The organism is Mycolicibacterium pulveris (genome assembly GCF_010725725.1).
Classification (GTDB): Bacteria; Actinomycetota; Actinomycetes; order Mycobacteriales; family Mycobacteriaceae; genus Mycobacterium; species Mycobacterium pulveris.
Map to the genome: position 1 here is coordinate 4732082 of NZ_AP022599.1, position 20160 is coordinate 4752241.

Annotated in this window: 18 protein-coding genes; 10 read left to right on the top strand and 8 right to left on the bottom strand. The window is 68.3% G+C overall.

The genetic code is table 11. The features are described from left to right. Position 1: 1 nt before the first annotated feature. Together G6N28_RS22945 and G6N28_RS22950 are read right to left on the bottom strand one after the other, a co-directional pair. Positions 2-493 carry a hypothetical protein gene (locus G6N28_RS22945; protein ID WP_163904325.1) on the bottom strand — a complete coding sequence of 164 codons (492 nt, stop codon included), beginning with the start codon at positions 491-493 and terminating at the stop codon, positions 2-4. A gap of 84 nt (positions 494-577) precedes the next feature. Further along, complete coding sequence (locus G6N28_RS22950; RefSeq protein WP_163904327.1) at positions 578-2200, bottom strand: threonine/serine exporter family protein; 1623 nt, start codon at positions 2198-2200, stop codon at positions 578-580. Positions 2201-2352: 152 nt separating this feature from the next. On the opposite strand from G6N28_RS22950, the gene G6N28_RS22955 reads away from it, so the two are divergent. From G6N28_RS22955 to G6N28_RS22970, 4 genes are all read left to right on the top strand, one after another. Continuing rightward, a complete protein-coding gene (locus G6N28_RS22955; protein WP_163904329.1) occupies positions 2353-2634 on the top strand; it encodes a DUF732 domain-containing protein in 282 nt (93 codons plus the stop codon). A gap of 189 nt (positions 2635-2823) precedes the next feature. Continuing rightward, the gene (locus tag G6N28_RS22960; protein WP_163904331.1) at positions 2824-3795 is read left to right on the top strand and encodes an alpha/beta hydrolase; all 972 of its coding nucleotides are present in this window, start codon (positions 2824-2826) and stop codon (positions 3793-3795) included. A gap of 33 nt (positions 3796-3828) precedes the next feature. Then, the gene (locus G6N28_RS22965; protein WP_163904333.1) at positions 3829-5388 is read left to right on the top strand and encodes a class I adenylate-forming enzyme family protein; all 1560 of its coding nucleotides are present in this window, start codon (positions 3829-3831) and stop codon (positions 5386-5388) included. A 4-nt stretch (positions 5389-5392) separates the two neighbouring features. Further along, positions 5393-6352: a haloalkane dehalogenase gene (locus G6N28_RS22970; RefSeq protein WP_163904336.1), complete on the top strand. Its 960-nt coding sequence runs from the start codon at positions 5393-5395 to the stop codon at positions 6350-6352. Here G6N28_RS22970 and G6N28_RS22975 read toward each other — a convergent pair whose 3' ends face one another. Continuing rightward, entirely contained in the window at positions 6353-7537 is a 1185-nt protein-coding gene (locus tag G6N28_RS22975) for an acyl-CoA dehydrogenase family protein (protein WP_163904338.1), read from the bottom strand. A 51-nt stretch (positions 7538-7588) separates the two neighbouring features. Here G6N28_RS22975 and G6N28_RS22980 point away from each other — a divergent pair, with 51 nt between their 5' ends. From G6N28_RS22980 to G6N28_RS22990, 3 genes are read left to right on the top strand one after another with little or no spacing between them, the layout of a single operon-like run. Continuing rightward, entirely contained in the window at positions 7589-8362 is a 774-nt protein-coding gene (locus G6N28_RS22980) for an enoyl-CoA hydratase/isomerase family protein (protein ID WP_163904340.1), read from the top strand. Positions 8363-8412: 50 nt separating this feature from the next. Next, positions 8413-8652 carry a DUF6480 family protein gene (locus G6N28_RS22985; RefSeq protein ID WP_163904342.1) on the top strand — a complete coding sequence of 80 codons (240 nt, stop codon included), beginning with the start codon at positions 8413-8415 and terminating at the stop codon, positions 8650-8652. Between the two features lie 5 nt (positions 8653-8657). Further along, on the top strand, positions 8658-9269 hold the full coding sequence (locus tag G6N28_RS22990; RefSeq protein WP_163904344.1) for a DJ-1/PfpI family protein: 612 nt from the start codon (positions 8658-8660) through the stop codon (positions 9267-9269). Here G6N28_RS22990 and ripD read toward each other — a convergent pair. Next, a complete protein-coding gene (gene ripD / locus G6N28_RS22995) occupies positions 9259-9801 on the bottom strand; it encodes an NlpC/P60 family peptidoglycan-binding protein RipD (protein ID WP_163904346.1) in 543 nt (180 codons plus the stop codon). The two genes, G6N28_RS22990 and ripD, sit on opposite strands and share 11 nt — an antisense overlap. A 204-nt stretch (positions 9802-10005) precedes the next feature. Here ripD and lhgO point away from each other — a divergent pair, with 204 nt between their 5' ends. Next, positions 10006-11229, top strand: a complete 1224-nt coding sequence (gene lhgO, locus G6N28_RS23000) for an L-2-hydroxyglutarate dehydrogenase (RefSeq protein WP_407665023.1) — start codon at positions 10006-10008, stop codon at positions 11227-11229. Here lhgO and G6N28_RS23005 read toward each other — a convergent pair. Beyond that, positions 11198-11854 (bottom strand): class I SAM-dependent methyltransferase, encoded by a 657-nt coding sequence (locus tag G6N28_RS23005; protein ID WP_163904350.1) that lies wholly within the window; start codon positions 11852-11854, stop codon positions 11198-11200. The genes lhgO and G6N28_RS23005 overlap by 32 nt on opposite strands. 74 nt (positions 11855-11928) lie before the next feature. On the opposite strand from G6N28_RS23005, the gene G6N28_RS23010 reads away from it, so the two are divergent. Together G6N28_RS23010 and aceA are read left to right on the top strand one after the other, a co-directional pair. After that, positions 11929-12783 (top strand): helix-turn-helix transcriptional regulator, encoded by an 855-nt coding sequence (locus G6N28_RS23010; RefSeq protein ID WP_163904352.1) that lies wholly within the window; start codon positions 11929-11931, stop codon positions 12781-12783. Positions 12784-12823: 40 nt separating this feature from the next. Next, entirely contained in the window at positions 12824-15136 is a 2313-nt protein-coding gene (gene aceA / locus G6N28_RS23015; protein WP_163904354.1) for an isocitrate lyase ICL2, read from the top strand. Between the two features lie 2 nt (positions 15137-15138). Here the strand turns inward: aceA and G6N28_RS23020 are convergent, their stop codons facing one another. From G6N28_RS23020 to G6N28_RS23030, 3 genes are all read right to left on the bottom strand, one after another. Then, positions 15139-17709: a M50 family metallopeptidase gene (locus G6N28_RS23020; protein WP_235674668.1), complete on the bottom strand. Its 2571-nt coding sequence runs from the start codon at positions 17707-17709 to the stop codon at positions 15139-15141. A gap of 50 nt (positions 17710-17759) precedes the next feature. Next, the gene (locus G6N28_RS23025; RefSeq protein WP_163904357.1) at positions 17760-18548 is read right to left on the bottom strand and encodes a peptidoglycan-binding protein; all 789 of its coding nucleotides are present in this window, start codon (positions 18546-18548) and stop codon (positions 17760-17762) included. A gap of 262 nt (positions 18549-18810) precedes the next feature. After that, on the bottom strand, positions 18811-20160 hold the full coding sequence (locus G6N28_RS23030) for a sensor histidine kinase (RefSeq protein ID WP_163904359.1): 1350 nt from the start codon (positions 20158-20160) through the stop codon (positions 18811-18813).

A 20160-nucleotide genomic window follows, 5' to 3' on the forward strand; every position in this document is an offset into this window, starting at 1 on the left:
GTCACGGCGTCGGCGGCAGGTGCTCGATGGGCGGGGCCGGCACCGCTTCTGGCGCGGCGCCGGGCGGTGACGCCGGCGGGGTGGACGACTCCGGAGCCGTCAGCGAGATGTGTCCGGGCGGCAACGGCGGGGCTGGGCCGGCACCCGGCGGCGGGCCGGCCGCCACCGGCGGCGGCGCGGTCAACTCGGCAAGCGGATTGCCGCTGTGGAACATGTGCCACATGTCTCTCAAAAAACCGAACTGGCCTTGCGACTGCCCCTGGCCGTAGACCGGCGCGATCTCCGGGACCGGCGGCGCCCCGACCGGTGGCGGCGGTTGCGGACCCGTCGGCTCGTGCGAGGTGTCCACCACGGGCTGTCCCGGAGTCGGGGTGGGCACGGGATCTGCGCCGGCCTGCCCGGCCGCGGCCATCGCACCGCCGACGATCAGCGCGCTCGCGGCCGCGAGCCTCACTGCGGTTGCGGACGGCACGGCGCGTCGTCGTTGCGTCATGAGTTCCCCGTTGTCCTCTCCGTGGGCCGGGCCCGATCTGAGCAAGGCTAACGGTTCGGGCGTCCGCCGTCTTGTCGGTCGTCGCTACTGCTCATCACGCTGACCGTCGCGCTGCCCGTCGCGGCGGTCAGCCTGGCCGTCCGGGGATTCGGGCGCATCGGCGTCGGAGCGGGACTCCTCGTCGGCCGGGGTCGGTTCCAGCGCGAGGCTTCGCGATTGCGGATGGTGAGCGCTCGTCGTCTCGGCGGCTTCGGTCGGTCGAAGGTGCACGACCGGTCCGACGGCACGACGCAGGCCGGGCAGTCCCTGCTTGCGGAGGAGGGCGCCGATGCGGCCGGCGCGGTAGCGCAGCGGGGAACCGAGGAACTCCCCCAGCACCACGCCGCTGCCCAGCGCAAGCGCGGTGGCGACGGCGGCCATCATCTGGCGCAGGCCGTTGTCGAAATTGCCGTCGACGGCGAAGGAGAACACCGCCCGGAAAACCGCGAGCCCCGGAAGCATCGGCATGATGCCGGCGGTCGCGGTGACCAGGGCCGGGGCCTGCCGTCGAATCGAGATCAGGGTCGCGATGACACCGACGCCGACGGCTGCGACGCCGCTGGCGAACACCTGCCCGGCGCCCGCGGTTCCGAGGCTGATCAACACCACCTCTGCAGCGGCCGCCGCCAGCCCGGCGGTCGCGATCGCCCGCAGCGGTGCGTAGCTCGTCACGGTCAGGGCCGCGCCTGCCAGCCCGGCGCCGCCCACCGCCAGCGCGATGGCCACCGCCCCGTGGGGCGGTACGAACGACTCGGTCGCGTCGACGTGCAGTTCGATGACGACACCGGCCATGGTGGCGATCTGCAAGCCCGCGAGGATGCCGACGACGATCCCCGCGGTGAGCAGCACCGCTTCCCCGAGCCGGGCGATGGCGGTGAGCATGTATCCGGTCACCGCGTCCTGCATCGCGCCGACGAACGTCAGCCCGGACAGCAGCATCACGATTCCGGTTGCCACCAGCGCGGTCGGCCCCTGACCGCCGAAGTAGTACGCCGCGACGGCCACGAAGGTCGCGATCGCCGCGCCTATCGCGTGCTGGAAGAAGAACGGGGTGCCGATCCGGTTCAGCCGCCTGCCGACCTGGTCGATGACCGCCGACGTCGTGGCCGCCAGGATGCAGGTCACCCAGTTGCCACCGAGCAGCATCGCGATGCCGAGCGCGAAGCCGGCCCAACCGACGGTCGCCAGCCACCGCGGATACGGGTGTGGACGCTCGGTCAACTCGTCCATGGCCTCATGGGCCTGGTCGACCGAGACACCGCCGGAGGTGATGCGCTGCACCAGCCGGTCGAGTTCGCCCAGCCGGGTGTAGTCGGTGGACCTGGTGTGGACGCTGCGCACGATGGTGACCGGCGGGCTGTCCGCGGTCGGCAGGGCCGACACGATGACCGTGGTGACGAAGATGTCGACGACGCAGTCGGTGAGCCGATACGCCTGGGCGACGTCCTGTGCCGTCGCGACGACGTCCGCGGTGCCCGAACCTGAGGACAACATCACCTCGGCGAGCCGGATCGTCAGGTCGAGAACCTTGCGGGCGTGGATCTCGTCGACGCCGCTCGCGGCGCGGCGGCGCTGACCGGCGACGGGTGCCGGGTCACGATGCCCGCGAAGCGCGATCCGCACTCCTCGGCGGAAGCGGGCCGTGCCGCCCATTCGATCGTGCGCCATTTAACTGGAGGATACTGACGCCTCATCGCGAACGCAGTTTCGGCTCCGCGGTGACGGATGCGTCGATTTCGATATGTGACGCCCGACCGATATCGTTAGCGCTACGAAGCAGCCCATTTTCGGGGCTGCGAGTTTGTCTCGGAGGTGATTGTGTGGCGTATCTGGTGCGCGCACTGACCGTGCTATTGGCCGGTTCGCTGATTCTCGCGCCCCAGGCCGCGGCGGACCAAGATGAATACCTGCGCAAACTGCAAGACCGGTTGCCATTTCTGAGCGCCGAACAATTGCTGTCCGAAGGCACCAGAATCTGCAATGCCACCCGCAAGGGCACGCCCGCGTCAGACGTCGTCGTCATGGTCCGCGACGACTTGGGTCTGTCGATTTCGGCCGCCGGAAACGTCGTCAGCACCGCGGTCGTCGAACTCGGCTGCTGAACTCGGGCACGCGCCGTAACGCGGTGAGCGTCATCGCCGACAAACGGTGTGCAGCAGTCCGCTGAGGGCTGCGACAAAACCCCGCGGCAGGCGTCAAGCAACGGCCCTGACCCGGCGCCCAAGGTTCGCCGGTCCGCGTTTCAGATGCACACCGCCGCCCGCGTGCGGCATTTCTCGAGGTTCACAGATATGACGTTCTTATCCAGTTTTCTGCCCGGCGTTGTTCGAAGGCTGATCGTCGGCGCGGTCGTCGCATTGGTGTTGCCCGGCCTGGCCGCGGTCGCGGGGTCGACCGCGACCGCGTCGGCCTACTCCCGCCCGGGGCTTCCCGTCGAGACGCTGATGGTGCCGTCCGCGGCGATGGGCCGCGACATCCCGGTGAAGTTCCAGGGCGGCGGCCCACACGCGGTGTATCTGCTCGACGGGCTGCGCGCCCGCGACGACAACAGTGGCTGGGACATCGAAACCGCCGCGTTCGAGAACTACTACGAGTCGGGTCTGTCGGTCGTCATGCCCGTCGGCGGCATGTCCAGCTTCTACACCAACTGGCAACAGCCGGCCGTCGGCAACGGCACCACCTACACCTACCAGTGGGAGACGTTCCTGACCTCGGAGCTGCCCGCGTACCTGTCGGCGAACGAGGGCGTCTCACCGACCGGCAACGCAGTGGTGGGTCTGTCGATGTCGGGTAGCTCGGCGCTGATCCTGGCGGCCTACCATCCCGGCCAGTTCCGCTACGCCGCCTCCCTGTCGGGCTTCCTCAACCTCTCCGAGGGGCTCTGGCCGACCCTGGTCGGGTTCGCGATGCGCGACGCGGGCGGGTTCGACGCCACCGCGATGTGGGGACCCGGCGGGTCATCGGCGTGGCAGCGCAACGACCCCACCGCCAACGTCGGACGGCTGGTCAGCAACGGCACGCGGATCTGGGTGTACTGCGGCAGCGGCAGGCCCGGCGACCTGGGCGGCGGTGGCGACATCCCGGCGCAGGTGCTCGAGAGCATCACCCTGGACAGCAACAAGAACTTCCAGCGGCAGTACCAGGCCGCGGGCGGTTCCAACGGCACCTTCAACTTCCCCGCCAACGGCACGCACGGCTGGGGTTATTGGGGTTCGCAGCTCAACGCGATGAAGGGCGACATCCAACGCACGTTGGGTGCCTGAGCCTCGACCGATGGTCGGGGTGACAATCGGTGGGTGACGCTTCCCAGACCGACCGTCCCGGCGCTTCTGCAGCGCAGTGCGCACGACTTCGGCCACCACACCTACCTGGTCACCCCGACCGAACGGCTCACCTACGAGCAGGCCGAACAGCGTTCGGCGCGCATCGCCCGGTGGCTGCTCGGCGAGGGAGTCGGCAAGGGCACCCGCGTGGGGCTGTTCTTCCCCAACGGCGTCGACTGGGTCATCTGGTGGCTGGCGGTGTCGCGCATCGGCGCGCTGGTGGTGCCGTTGAGCACCCTCTACACGGCGGCCGAGATCGCCAAGGTCGCCCGGCTTGCCGACATCGCGCTGCTGGTCGCGCCCGCCGAGGTGCTGCGCATCGACGTCGCCGAACGTTTCGAAACGGCCTGGCCGCAATTGGTCGGTCAGCCCGGCGGGCGGTTGGCGCTGGCCGGCGCCCCGTATCTGCGCCGCATCCTGTTCACCACCGATATCGGGCGGGCGTGGGCGACGCGATACGACGACGGCGCCGACGGCGTGTCACCCGACCTGCTGGCCGCCGCCGAGGCCGAGGTGTCCCCCGCCGACCTCGCCGTCATGGTGCACACCTCCGGTTCCACCGCCGACCCCAAGGGCGTGCTGCACACGCACGGCACCCTGGTCCGCCAGACGTCGACCTGGCCCAGCGCGGTCCGGCTGGTCACCAAATCCGAAGGGCCACCTCGGATTCTGTCCGCGATGCCGTTCTTCTGGATCGGCGGGCTGCTCGCTGTCACCGGGGCGCTGCACGAACCCGTCACGGTGATCACCATGCCGCGGCTGGACGCCGGTACCGCGCTGGACCTCGTCGAGCGCGAACGGGCCACTGGCGTGATCGGGTGGCCCGCGTTCACCCAGAAGCTGCGTGACCACCCGACCTTCGCCGACCGCGACCTGTCCAGCGCACCGCTGCTGCGAGACGGGCCGCTGGACGTCGCGATGGTCGACGTGCCCGACGGATATCCCGTGCACCGCACCATGTCTGAAACCGCGGGCGGATTCGTGTTCACCGACATGCGCATCGTCGACGACGCCGGTGAACCGGTGCCCGACGGCACCGTCGGCGAATTGCTAATCCGCGGAATCGGTGTGATGGCCGGCTACAACAAGCGCGAGCGGTGGGAGACGTTCGACGAAGACGGCTGGTATCACACCGGCGACCATGTCTACCGTCGAGCCGGTGATCCGCGCCTGTTCTACGTCGGCCGCAGCACCGAACTCATCAAGGCCGCGGGCGCCAACGTCTCACCGCTCGAAGTCGAGGCCGTCATCGAGGAGTTCGACGACGTCGCGCAGTGCCTGGTGGTCGGCGTCGATGATGCGGTGCGCGGCGAGCAGGTGTGTGCGGTGGTGGTGCCCGCCGACACCGACACCGGCGTCGACGTGGCCTCGTTGGCCGAGCGCACCCGCGCGCAGCTGTCGGCCTACAAGGTGCCCACCCGCTGGGCCGTGGTCACCAGCGACCAGATCCCCACCCTGGCGAGCGGCAAGTTCGACCGAAAGGCATTGCGCAACATGGTCGCCGACGGCGTCTTCGAGTCGGTCGCCGGCTGAGCACATGGCTGTGCTGAGAACACCTGACGAGCGCTTCGCCGGGCTGCCCGATTACCCGTTCGTCCCTAGCTATGTCGACGTGGAGACACGCGGAATCGCGCCCCTGCGAATGCATTACGTCGACGCCGGACCGGTTGATGCGCCCGTCGTCGTGCTGCTGCACGGTCAACCAACGTGGTCGTACCTGTATCGGCACGTGATCCGCGTACTGCTCGACGCGGGCCTGCGCGTGATCGCGCCCGACAACATCGGCTACGGCCGGTCGGACAAGCCCGCCGACCCGACCGACTACACCTTCAAACGCCACGTCGACTGGATGCACAGCGCGCTCGTCCGGCTGAACCTGACCGATATCACGCTGGTCGTTCAGGACTGGGGCGGACCCATCGGGCTCAGCGTGCTTGCGCGCGAGCCCGACCGGTTCGCCCGCGTCGTCGCGACCAACACGATCCTGCACACGTGTGACCCCGGACTCGCGGGCAGGCTCGCATGGCCGCACCACGCCGTCGGCGACGGTCAGGTCATCCACCAGGAGACCCTCCTCGATTACGTGGCGTTCTACCAACGCTCACCTGAACTCGTTCCGAGTTTCTTCCTCGATGCGGTGGCGGGCCCGCTGAGCCCCGACGTCCTCGCCGCTTACGACGCGCCGTTCCCGGACCGCACGTTCACCGCCGGCCTGCGGCAGATGACGGCGTTGATTCCGTTGACGCGCAACGACCCCGGTGCCGCGATCGGGCGCGCGACGATGGCCGCGCTCGGGGACTGGCGGCGGCCGTTTCTCACGGCGTACTCCGACGGCGATCCGGCGACTCGCGGCTGGGACAAGGTCTTCGCCGACCACATTTCGGGCGCGAAGGGCCAACCCCACACGACGATTGAGGGTGCTGGCCACTTCGTTCAGGAGCAGCGCGGCGCCGAACTTGGCCGCGTCGTCGCCGAATTCGTCGCCCGCACTGGCTGATCAGAGCCCGAACTGGTCCTCGATGATGCCCAGCCACACCTGCGCCGCGTCGATGGCGACCTTCTCGCTGATGAAGGCGTGCTGGGTACCGGTGTACATGTCGCGGAACGCCCGCTCCAGCCGCGAGCCCTCGCGGATCGCGCTGGTGCCCGCGACCAGATGCGCCCATTCGGCGCACTGGCGGGCCACGTCGGTGGCGTAGACGGCGGCCACCCGCATGTCCGCGCGCAGGGTCGGGGTCAGCTCCTCACCGGAGGCGACGGCGGTTTCGGCCGTACCGAACGCCTGCAGCACCAGCAGCCGCGCGGCGCGCCACGCCGCCACATGGTGCGCGAGGCCCTTCTGGAAGGTGGGCCTGCTGGCCAGCGACGCCATGTCGCTCATCCGGAACTTGGTGGCCGCGAGCTCTTCGACGTCATCGAGCATGCTCTTGGCGACCCCGAGCGCCCACGACGCGTGCCCGGCCGCGGTCATTCCCATCAGCCCCATCCGGGTGGCCGGCGACGAACCCCGGCGCGGCTCACGGGTGAACAGCGGGAACGTCCGGTAGGCCGGAACGAACACGTCTTCGGCGCTGTAGTCGTAGCTGCCGGTGCCCTTCAGTCCCTGGACGTGCCAGTCGTCGTTGAAGCTGATCTGGTCGCGGGGCAGCACGGCCACCTGCATGTCGGGCAACCCCTTGCTGACCCAGCGCACCTCCCCGGCGTCCATCGGCAGAAAGCCCGCCGCGACGTACTGGGAATGACCGGTTCCCGAGCCGAAACTCCACGACCCGCTCAGCCGGTACCCGCCGTCGACGGCCTGGCCCTGGCCGTTGGGGAAGAACTGCCCGCCCAGCGTGACCCGGTTGTCGTGGGCGGTGAACACCTCCGCGAAGCCCTCGTCGGGCAGATAGGTGGCGGCGGCGAACGACGACGGCAGGTTGGCGATGCCGATCCAGCCGAAAGACCCGTCCTGCCAGGCCATCTCGATCCACGTCTCGATCATTTCGGGGAAGGACGGTTCGACTCCTCCCGCCGCGACGGGGTTGAACGCCGTCATCAACCCGGTATCCCACATGGCGTCGACGATCGCCGGGGTGAGGGTGCGCATGCGCTCGGATTCGGCCGCCTCGGCCGCGACCAGCTCGCGCATGCCGCGGGCCAGCCCGGAAACCCGGTCGGTCGCCTCCACAGTTGACGTCATTGCGTACTCCCATCACGGCAGGCAGCGGTCCCCTGAGATTATGGTGCAGCCATGAGCCTCGTCACGTTTGAGTGCAAAGACCACATCGCCACCATCACGCTGAACCGCCCCGAGGCCCGCAACGCGATCAACGGCGCGCTGCGCAACGAGCTGAACGCGGCATGGAACCGGTTCCGCGACGACGAGGACGCCTGGGTGGGGATCTTGACCGCAAACGGCGACGTGTTCTGCGCGGGCGGGGACCTCAAGGACGGCGAGGGCTCGGTGGGCACTTTCGCGGGCACGTTCTGGGAGAAGCCGACGATCAACTCGTTCGAAAGCGGCATGGAGTTGTTCAAGCCGACCATCGCCGCCGTGCACGGCCCCTGTATCGGGTACGGGCTGACCGGGGTGCTGTTCTGCGACTTCGTGATCGCCAGCACCGAGGCCACGTTCTCCTTCCCCGAGGTGTCGATCGGTGTGCCGACCATCGTCGGCGCGATCCGGCTCCCTCAACGGGTGCGGTGGGCCGACGCGATGGAGCTGTTGCTGACCGGTAAGCCGATCAGCGCCGAGCGGGCCAAGGAGATGGGGCTGGTGTGGAAGCTGGTCGAACCCGACGCACTGCAGGCCGAGGCGCTGGCTTGGGCGCGGGTCCTCACCGAGGCCGCGCCGCTGGCGCAACGGGCCACCAAGGAGGTGGCCTGGCGGACCCAGAACATGGGGTGGATCGAGTCGGTGCGCTTCGGCGAGACCATGCGCAAGGTGGCCGGTGCCACCGAGGACGTCGCCGAGGGCCTCACGGCGTGGCGCGAGCGGCGCAAACCCAACTGGCGGGGCCGCTGATCCCGCCGCGCACGTGTCAACCACGCGCAGGCGGGTACGCGGTAGTCGCCATGACTGCTCAACCGCCCGACCCAGACCCCGCACAGATTCCGGATCTCGAGCCCGGGGGTGGTGTCCGGCCGGGTTCGACACCACCGGACTCGGCGCAGACATCCGGGCTGTCCGAACCGGCCGAACGCCCACGGCACCGGATGACGCCCACGGCGGTCGCGGGCCTGATCGCCATCGTCATCCTGGTGCTGTTGTTCGTCGCAACCGGTGTGCTGCTCGTTGTGGACATGTTCAACTAGAACCCGTGCGCATCGAGATCGTGGTGTTCGACGGGTTCGATCCCCTCGACGTGATCGCGCCGTGGGAGGTGTTCGTGCGGGCCGCCGCGCTCGACGCCGGCCTCGAGGTGGCCCTGGTGCGGGCCGACGGTGCCGGCTCGGTGACCACGGCCTACGGATTACGGATGCAGATCGACGAGACGCTGGGCACACCGGGTGCCGTCTTGGTGCCCGGCGGCAGCTGGGTGGACGCGACGGATACCGGTGTGCGACGGGAGATTCGGCGCGGTGCGCTGCCTGGCGCCATCGCCGAGTTGGCACCGTCGGTGCGTTGGGTGGCGTCCGTCTGCACCGGCGCGCTGATCCTCGGCGAGGCAGGCCTCCTGCGCGGTCGCAATGCTACAACCAATGATGCTGCGCTGGAAGAGCTTTCGCGCCATGGCGCAACCGTCAGGCGGCACCGCGTCGTCGACGACGGCACCGTGGTGACCGCGGGCGGGGTGACCTCGGGCATCGATTTGGCGCTGTGGCTGGTGCACCGCGAATTGGGCGCCGAGATCGCCGGCTCGGTCCGCGCGGCGATCGCCTATCCCGTGCAGCCAGACGTATGGCGCACGCCGGAGGTCCTCACGCGATGATGCGGACCAGGTACGGCGCCATGTTGTTGGTGCGGACCGGGGAAACCGTGACCCCCGTCTCGGCGGTCTCCAGCATCTGATTGTTGCCGAGGAACATCGCCACGCTCTGGGTGCCTTCCGGCCCGTAGAAGATCAGATCGCCGGGAAGAGCTTGTGACGGCGCGACTTTCTGGCCGACTTTGTACTGCGCGCCCGATGACCGCGGCAGCTTGACCCCGGCGCCGGCGTACGCATAGACCATCAGACCGGATGCGTCGAAACCGACGGTGCTCAGCGCGGGGTCCAGCCCGACGATATGACCGTCGGGGTCCAGGCCGGCGACGTTCTCGGCGGTTCCGCTGCCCCGCGTCGGGCCGGACGCATCGCCGCCGCCGTAGGAGAACGGCACGCCGCGCTGCGAGAGCCCGCGCGCGATCACCAGATCGACCGCCTGCTGGTTGACCGCGGACCGCGTCGCCGGCTGAGCGGTCGCGACACCCGGCGTCACCCCCAGCAAGGCCAGACCCAGCATCAGAGCCACTATGCGTCTCATCGGAATTCAACTTTCTCGAACATCGGCGCGAGCAGCCCGCACCCACCGTTGGGCACAGCAGTCGCAAGTCCACTTGTACTGCCAGACGTGTCAATTAGTCCAATTGTGCTATGGCACAACACCAATGAGATACCAGACCGTGACCTAACGGTGACCCCGGCTGTCGAGAACGCGGCTCCAAGCAGCGGATGAGGCAAGATTGTGATCGTGGTGACAGGTTCGCGGATCGCCGTCGTCGGTGGCGGCATCGTCGGCGTCGCCGTCGCACGCGAAATTCTGCGCAGGCAGCCGGGCTCGGCCGTGACGCTGTTCGAAAAAGAGGACCGGCTGGCCGCGCACCAGACGGGGCGCAACTCCGGCGTCGTGCACGCCGGTCTGTACTACCAACCCGGCTCCCAGAAGGCGCTGCTATGCCGCCGCGGTGTCGGCCTGCTCGAGGAGTTCTGCGCCGAGCACGACATCCGCCGGATCGGTTGCGGCAAGGTGCTCGTCGCGCTCAACGACGCCGAACGCACCCGGCTGGACGACATCGCGGATCGCGCACGTGCCAACGGGGTGCCGGGGGTGCGGATCATCGGCCCCCAAGAGTTGCGGGAGCTCGAGCCCCACGTCACCGGGGTGGCGGCACTGCACTCGCCGTCCACCTCGATCGTCGATTTCGCGGAGGTGACCGGGGCGCTGGCCGCTGATGCCGTCACCGACGGCGCGAGAATCCTGCTTGGTCACCAGGTCGTCGGGATGCGAACCGTGCGCGACGAGGTGATCGTCACCGCACGGCACGGACAAACCGTGCGCGATGACGCCTTCGACCGCGTCGTGGTGTGCGGCGGGCTGCAGAGCGACCGGCTGGCGGCGCTGGTGGGCGACGGTGCCGACCCGGTGATCGTGCCGTTCCGCGGCGAGTACTACGCGTTGAAGCCGCAGCGGCGCCATCTGGTGAACGGGCTGGTATACCCGGTGCCAGATCCACGCTATCCGTTTCTCGGCGTGCACCTGACCCCGCGCGTCGACGGCGAGGTGCTGATCGGGCCGAACGCCGTTCTCGCCCTTGCCCGCGAGGGTTACACCTGGACGGCGGTCTCGGTTCGCGATCTCGTCGAGATCGCCGGCACGGGCGCCTTCTGGCGGTTCGCCCGGCAGCACTGGCGCACCGGGGTCCGCGAGTTGTACGGATCGGTCAGCCGGCGCAGATTCGTCGCCGCCGCCCGCGCCTACGTACCCGAACTCGCCGACGACGACGTCGTCGAAGGCAAAGCCGGCGTGCGCGCGCAGGCGCTCGACAAGGACGGCAGCCTGGTCGACGACTTCCGGCTCAGCTTCCGCGACCGTGTGGTCGTTGTCCGCAACGCGCCCTCACCGGCGGCGACGTCCTCGCTCGCGATCGCCGAGCACATCGTCACGACGATCGCACAGCGCGGTAGTAGGTGAGCCTGCCGACCAGGCGCTGCCGGTGCGTGTCGACCTGGGTGCAGTCGAAGCCGACGCTGCGCATGAGTCGCGGAATCGCATCGCCGAGGCTGCCTGCCACATGCGTGCTGCGGAGCATCCGTCGCGCGGCGCGCCCGTCATCGGCGCTCATCGGGCCGCCGACGTCGAGCAGGTACAGCATGCCACCGGGCCGCAGCACCCGGAAAATCTCGGCTGCCGCTTGGGGTTTCACGCCGTCTTCGAGGTGGTGCCACATCATCGACGACAGCACGCGGTCGAACTCGCCGTCGGCATACGGAAGTTCTTGGGCGTAGCCACGGTCGAACCGAATCCCGGCCAATCCGCGGGCTTTACGTCGCGCCCGGGCCAAGGCGCGTGGATCGGGATCGCAGCCGATCGCCTCGACACCGGTATGACGCCTCTGGACACGGGTGATGACGTTTCCTGTACCGCAACCTATTTCGAGCACACGTTGACCATCGGCGAGATCGGCCTGGTCGATCAGTGCATCGTAGACCCTGCTGAACCCCAGCACGCGGGTCAGCAGGTCGTAGCACGGCAGGAAGGCGTCATGTCCCGCCGCAGGCAGGTAGTCGTGACGGCAATGTGAACGATGTTCGGTCATATCCTCATGGTGAACCTAAGAACTCCAGTATGGTTGGTCGATTCTCCGCAGAAATAGGATTATCTTCTGCTGGTATGACGGCGCAATCCCGGCTGGTTCGGCACCGCGGTGGCGTGCCGATGTACGCGTATCCGACGGGGCCGGATGCACCGCCGGTGTCGGTGGTGTTCGCAGAAGCCGGAGACACGCTGGAGCGCGGTCTGCACATTCACGACTTCCCGGCCCTGTGGTACGTGTCGTCGGCCTGCCTGGTCTATGTGGCGGCACCCGGGGAGGTGGTGGACCCGACCCGGGTCGAGCGCTCGAGTGACGGCGTCGGGGTCTTCTTCGACCCGACCGCTCTGGGGGTGGACGCGGAGGCCTCATGGCCGGCCTGGCGTGGGCACCCGCTGCTGTATCCGTTTCTGCACGCCGAGGCGGGCGGAATGCTCGAACTGCGGCTCCCCCGCGACCGCCGACCGGTGTGGGACGCCGCGATCAGCGCGATCCAGGACGAGCTGGCAGCGCGCCAGGACGGGTACCGGCAGGCCGCGGTCGCACACCTGACGCTGCTGCTGATCGACCTGGCCCGCGTCGCGGGTGACGTGGTGGGCCATCTCCGATACCGCGGCGAGACCGCGCTCGCGGAGGTGTTCGCGGTGATCGAGCGACGGTACGGCGAGCCGTTGTCGCTGCGAGACGTGGCGCGCGAGGTCGGCATGACGCCGGGTCATCTCACGACGATCGTGCGTCGCCGCACCGGGCGCACCGTCCAGGAGTGGATCACCGAGCGCCGGATGGCCGAGAGCCGCCGGCTGCTGGTGGACACCGACCTGCCCATCCAGGAGGTGGCCCGCCGCGTCGGGATCGCCGACCCGGGCTACTTCGCCAGGGTGTTCCGCCGGGAACACGGCACCTCACCGCGCAGGTGGCGCGGCCGGACGCAGTGATTACGCACCGCTTCCGATGGCCGAGCCGTACGCTGAATTCATGGCCATCATGGAAGCGGATGCAGCGCCGCAGACGCCGTTCGAGCGCGCCGTTGCCGCCACTCAGAAATACTTCGACAGCCCACGATTCGAAGGGATAATCCGGCTCTACACGGCCCGCCAGGTCGTCGAGCAGCGCGGCACGATCCCGTCCGACTACATCATCGCGCGGGAAGCGGCGACGGCGTTCTACGCCCGGCTGCGCGAACTGTTCGCCCAGAAGAAGAGCATCACCACCTTCGGCCCGTACTCGCCGGGCCAGGCGGTGGCGATGAAGCGCACCGGCATCGAGGGGATCTATCTCGGTGGCTGGGCCACGTCGGCCAAGGGGTCCACCACCGAGGACCCTGGCCCCGATCTGGCCAGCTACCCGCTGAGCCAGGTGCCCGAGGAGGCGGCGGGGCTGGTGCGGGCCCTGCTGACCGCCGACCGCAACCAGCAGTACTTGCGGCTGCAGATGACCGAAGAGCAACGCGCCGGCACACCCCCGACGGATTTCCGCCCGTTCATCATCGCCGATGCCGACACCGGCCACGGCGGAGATCCGCACGTGCGCAACCTGATCCGTCGGTTCGTCGAGGCCGGCGTGCCCGGCTATCACATCGAAGACCAGCGTCCGGGCACCAAGAAGTGCGGTCACCAGGGCGGCAAGGTGCTGGTGCCGTCGGACGAGCAGATCAAGCGGCTGAACACCGCCCGCTTCCAGCTCGACGTGATGGGCGTGCCCGGCATCATCGTGGCCCGCACGGACGCCGAAGCGGCGAACCTGATCGACAGCCGCGCCGACGAACGGGACCAACCGTTCCTGCTGGGAGTCACCAACCTGAGGATCCCGTCGTACAAGGCGTGCTACCTGGCGATGATGCGGCGCTTCTACGAGTTGGGCGTCACCGAACTCAACGGTCACCTGCTCTACGCGCTGCCCGAAGGCGAATACGAGACCGCGAACTCCTGGTTGGCGCACCACGGCATCGCCGACGCCGTCGCCGAGGCGGCCTCGACCTACCAGAGCGATCCGCAGCAGTCGATCGACGCGGTGTTCGACCAGGTGGAGTCGCAGTTTGTCGACGCCTGGCAGATGGATGCCGGGCTGATGACGTACGGCGAGGCGGTGGCCGAGCTACTCGACTTCCGGCAGAGCGAAGGCGAACAGCTCGACATGAGCGTCGACGACTGGCGCGCGTTCGCGGCGCGCGCACCCCTGTACAACGCGCGCGAAAAGGCCCGCGAAATCGGCGCAGCCGTCGGATGGGACTGCGAGCTGGCCAAGACGCCGGAGGGCTACTACCAGGTCCGCGGCGGCATCCCGTACGCGATCGCCAAGTCGCTGGCCGCAGCACCGTTCGCCGACATTCTGTGGATGGAGACCAAGACCGCCGACCTGGCCGATGCGCGGGAGTTCGCCGAGGCGATCCACGCCGAGTTCCCCGAAAAGATGCTGGCCTATAACCTGTCCCCCTCGTTCAACTGGGACACCACCGGGATGACCGACGACGAAATGCGGGCCTTCCCTGAGGAACTGGCGAAGATGGGTTTCGTCTTCAACTTCATCACCTACGGCGGACACCAGGTCGACGGGGTGGCGGCCGAGGAGTTCGCGACCGCGCTCAAGCAGGACGGCATGTTGGCGCTGGCGCGGCTGCAGCGAAAGATGCGGTTGGTCGAATCGCCTTACCGCACACCGCAAACGCTGGTCGGCGGGCCGCGCAGCGACGCCGCGCTGGCTGCATCGTCGGGCCGCACGGCGACCACGAAGGCCATGGGCAAGGGCTCCACCCAGCACCAGCACCTCGTGCAGACCGAGGTGCCCAAGAAGCTGCTGGAGGAATGGCTGGCCTTGTGGGGCAAGCACTACCAGCTCGAAGAGACGCTGCGGGTTCAGTTGCGTCCCACCCGGCCGGGCTCCGACGTGCTGGAACTCGGGATCTACGGCGAACGCGAGGACGGGCAAGGCGAGAAGGTCGCGAACGCGATCGTCGATCCGATCAAGGACCGGCACGGGCGCAGCATCCTGACGGTGCGCGATCAGAACACCTTCGCCGAGAAGCTGCGGCAGAAGCGGCTGATGGACATCATCCATCTGTGGCTGATCCACCGCTTCAAGGCCGAGGTCGTCTACTACGTCACGCCCACCGAGGACAACATCTACCAAACCGAGAAGATGAAGTCGCACGGCATCTTCAGCGACGTGCACCAGGAAGTCGGCGAGATCATCGTCGCCGAAGTGAACCAGCCCCGGATCAAGGAGCTGCTGGCGCCGGACCGCGAAGCTCTGCAGCGGCTCATCCGCAAGGAGGATCAGCCCAGAAGCTGACGCTACGCCGTTCCGTCAGAGCCCGATCCGTCGGACGCCGAGGCGTCGGAGTCCGTGCTGTCCGAGCCGGTGTCGTCTGATGGCGTTGCATCGGTGGTGGTGCCATCCGACGTCGAATCCGTTGTCGTGGTGGAATCTTCGACCGCGGTGCTTTCGGTCGGTTCGCTCGGCAGCGGATCATCGGCCGGTGTCGGCTCGGTCGTCGCTGTCGGGCCGGAAGTAGCTTCCTCGGACGTACTTTCGGTGGACTCGGTTGCAGATGTCGCTGTCGGCTCCGGGGTGGCGCTGCTGGGCGGTGGGCTGGTCGCCGAGGGAAGCGGCTCTTCGGCTGTGACCGGAGTCGGAGTCGGCGGGGCGGTCGTCGGCGTGAGCGACGCGAAGGTGCCCGGCTGGTCTGTCTCGACGATCCACATGATCTCGGTGGTGTATTCGTCGAGCCGGCCGTCGATTTCGTTCAACGGCACTTGGCCGGCGGCGATGTCGTCACCGAAGCGGTCGATCTCCTCCCACAGCGCCTCGAGCTCGGCCTTCGCCTCGGGTGAAAGATCTTCGTCGAGCGTGACGAACAGCTGCCTGGCCATCGACACCGTCATGCAGTTGACGCACTCGTAGTTCAGGGCGCCCGACAAGTTCTGCGGCACCGCGACGTTGTCGTTGGTCTCGTCCTGGTCGACGACGAAGACCACCTGATAGGAGACGGCCACCGCCGCGCAGGAATTGCAGGACGCGTACGCGTGCGCCTCGTTGATGTTCATCGCGTACTCCTCGTCGGTGGTCCAGACGAGGGCGAACGCGGTGTCGTAGACGATGGTGCCGTCGGTGGTGTTCACCGCGAGTGCCTGGTTGTTGCCGTCGCCGGGCTCGGGGGCGATCGGCTTGTCGAACGGGAAGACCCAGCCCACGTCGTCGGCGGCGCCCGGGGTGGCTGCCGCGGGCGCGTACCCGCCGCCGTTGGCGGCGGCGCTCACGGTCCGCGGAACGACGATGACGGCAAGCTGTGGCGAGCGGAACGTCGGCGGCGGTGTGCGGGTGTCCCACAGCGCATTCATGACGCCGCGCTGACCCGCTGCCAGCGGCCGGGTCACCGCGACCGGGTGCGGCGAATCTTCGACAGCGCGCCGCTGCCGCTCCCCCATCGTCTCGACCCGCAGCGCGTAGACGATGTCGCTGATCGTGCCGCGATCCGACGCCTGGATCGGTTGATAGTTCTGCTCGTTCGGGAACCAGGCGTAGGCGATACCGGCCAGCGCGGCGGCGCCGAGCACTCCGACCAGCGCGCGTTTCACCGGCTTGCCCGCAGTGCCCTGCCATGCGGTGGCACAGATACGACGCCCCACCCGCACCAGCAGGTAGATGATGGCGGCCATCGGGATGACGATCGCGACCATCGCCAGCACCCGGGCAATGACCTGCACCATGTCGCCGTCGACCCAGGCGCTGCTCAGGACGTCATGCTGTCTGTTCAGGCTCGCCCAGGCCGAAGCCAGCAGACGCGGCAGCGCCACGATCGCCAGCGTCAGCATGCCGATCAACAACGGGACCACGACGATCACCCAGGCCGTCACCACCACGCGGGCCCACCATTTGAGTTGGTTCGCCTGCGGCTCGCCCCACCGCCACGGCAACATGCCCAGCAGCGTCGGCTTGATGCGTCCGTACAAGTCGGGCACACCGGTGAGGTCGGCCAGCACGTGGTAGCCGTCGAACCTGACCAGCGGGGTGAGCTGGCGGACCATCTGGATGATCTGGGTGGCGACGACCAGCAGCAACGCGTCGTAGCGAAGCCCCAACCACAGGGCCGTGATCGCGACCGCGACAACGGCGTTGAAGTACAGGCCGCCGAGGTCCGTGCGCAGCCGACCCTTTCGGCTGAGCCGGTAGGAGTCCGTGACGTCGGTGTAGAACGCCGGCCATACCAGGTACAGGCCGAAGCCCATGACGCCGGGGGTGGCGCCGCCGTATCGGGCGGCGGCGGCGTGACCGAACTCGTGGAAGCCCGCCGAAAGCACGGTCACGACGAACACCAGGATCAGCAGCCCCGGGCGTTCGAACGCGTCGTAGGCGGCCGCGGCGAGGCCTTTGTGGAAGCACACCCACCAGCACACGACCGCGAACGCCACCAGAATCGCGACGACCATCCACGTTCGGAACAGGAACCGGAACGGATCGGTAAGGCGCCGGGTCCGGGCAGGGTCGGTGATCACATGCCGGAACTTCAATCCCAGCAACGGATCTCGCTTCTGCACCTGGGGCTCGCTGCCGTCGGGTAGAACGGTCAGCCCCAAAGGTGCCAACCGTTGCTCGATGAGCTGGCAGACGTTGTCCTCACTGACGGCACGCCCGGTCGAACCCGATACGGCCTCGGCTATGTCGGCAGGTGTGCGGCTACCGTCGAGCTCGCGAAGCATCGCGTACAACAACGGTGTCAGCGCCACCGTCTGACCGTCAGCGCGACGCACGAGTGCGGGCGCGACCCGGTGACCGGAACCCGCGAGTTCTCCGATCAGCTCGACACCGTCGGCGCGGCGCGGCGCGGTTCGCGTTGCCCCCGCGCCCTCGGTCGTCACAGTCACGTCGGTACTCCCCACGGTCCAGCGGGATTTCAGCGCACGGTCGCGCGGGCTCAGCCGGTTGAGCCGCCGCCGGAACCGCTGCTGTCACCGCCGGAAGCGGAGCTGTCACCGCCGGAGTCGCCGTCAGCACCGCCGGTGGCGCTTGCCGTGCCGGCGGTTTCACCGTCCGTCGTTCCGGTGGAAGTGTCGGTGTCAGGCTGCGCGGTGCCCTGGACAACGTCGGACACCTGGATCGCCTCGGCGCTCGTCGTGCCGCGCAACTCCTGGTTGATCACGGCGTCTTGGACCGCGATCGCGTCCGCATCGGAGTTGATCGACAGAACGTTGGCGGCCACCGCCGCGCTGATAGGCGCGGCCACATTGGCGTTGGCGGCCACGGCGCCTGCGATCGGGGCCGTGAGGTCGGTGTCGACATCGACGTTGACGTCCACGTCCAGCAACGGGCCCTGCAAGGTCGCCAGGTTCCCGACTTCCACGTTGCCGTCGTCGTCGTCATCGGGCGTCGTGGGATCGCCGTCGGTGACGTCGCTCTGGTCGATCGCGCTGTCCTGGTCGGCCACGGCGAACGCGTCGGCCTCGATGATCTGGTCGACTTGGGCCGTCTGCTCGACCATGGCGCCGGCGGTCGAATTGAACGACAGCACGTTCGCGCCCGCCGCGGCGTCGATCGGCGCGCCGACGTTGAGCTGGGCCGCCACCGCGAGATCGATCGGTGACGCGACGTCGAGAAAGACGTCGACGTCGACGTCGAGATCGAGGATGGACACCACCTCTTTGTCCGGAAGCGCGACGGCCGTTTCCGCCGCAAGCTCTTCAGGTGTCAAGCCTTGGTTCGTCATCGCCAGTTCCTCTCACTGTGCCCCCCGGCGTTGCTGAAGACGGCTGTTGCGTCAACCTGTCAAGTGCGGCTCGGATACCCGGCGATTTCCATGATCAACACAGAAATTTCACAAAACCGTCAAAAAATCCGTTGGTGCACCAGATCAGTGACGCTGCGCTAATTAGCTTGTGGTGAATTCGGGTCGGCCGACATATGCCATATCGCGGGGTTGGGGCGGTCGTTTCGAACACCTACGAAATGTTTGCTTGGGTTGGAGTTGGTCAACGCGGACCCGGCAACCGCAGGACCAGCCGTGCACCGCCGAGCGGGCTGGCCTCCAACGTTGCCGTTCCGCCGTGGATCTCGGCCTGCTGGGCCACCAGGGCGAGACCGAGCCCCGAACCCGACCTCGCCGCCGTCGACCCCCTCGAGAACCGCTGAAACACCGCCGCGCGCTCCTCCTCTGGAACGCCGGCGCCGTTGTCGTCCACGGTGATCTCCACGCCCTCGCCGGAAGTGATTGCGTTGAGCCGGATTTCGGTGGCGCCGCCGTGTTTGATCGCGTTGGCGATCGCGTTGTCGATGACCAGCCGCAGCCCGGCGGGAAGCCCGACCATCAGCACCGTGGTCGACGACGCCAACGACACGTCGACACCCGGGTAGTTGCGCCTCGCGTCGTGCGCCTCACGGTCGAGCAGTTCGGTGATGTCGAACGGCACGAAGTCGTCCACCGTCGTCAACTCGCCCTGCGCCAGGCGCTCCAGCGCGGTGAGGGTGGCCTCGATGCGGCTCTGCGTGCGCATCACGTCGGCGATCAACTCGTCGCGCTGGTCCGGACGCATCTCCAGCGTGGACAACACCTCGAGGTTCGTTCGCATCGCGGTCAACGGGGTGCGCAACTCGTGGGAGGCCACCGCGGCGAAGTCGCGGGCCGACTCCAGCGCCGCCTTGGTGCGCTGCTGCTCGTCACCGATGCGGGCGAGCATGCCCTCGACCGCCTCGGCGATCTCCACGGCCTCCTGCACGCCCCGCACCTGCACCTCGTCGGGAGCCGACTGCGCGTTGATGGCGCGGGCCTGCTGGGCCAGCAGCCGGAACGGGTTGATCATGATCAACCACATCACCCAACCGACCAGCACGGTGCCGACGATGACCCCGCCGCAGATCAGCAGGACCCGCCGGTGCAGTTCGTCGATGCGGCGCTGGGTGTCGGCCAGCGGCGCGCCGACCGCGATCGTCGCATCTCCCGCGGCGAAAGTGCGCACCCGGTACTCGACACCGTCGATGGTGGTGTCGGTGTAGCCGACGTCGAAGTGCGGCAGCACGATATCGGGTGGAACCGACACGGTGGCGTCGCCCACCCGGGCGGTGCGCACCAGGCCACCGCTGGGCACCGGGGCGGCGGCGTCGTCGTCTTGCGTCGAGCGCAGCATCGCCCCGATGTCGCCGAGGCTGCTCACCGAATCGAGGCGCCGGTCGAGCTGGCTGTACTGGTCGTTGGTCACTCCGAACCAGACCCACGCGCCGAGCGTGATCACCAGGGCGACCACGGACAGCGCCGCCACGATCACGATGACCCGCAGCGACATCAGCCGGGTCAGCAGCCGGTACAGCGGGGCCCGGAGCGTCAT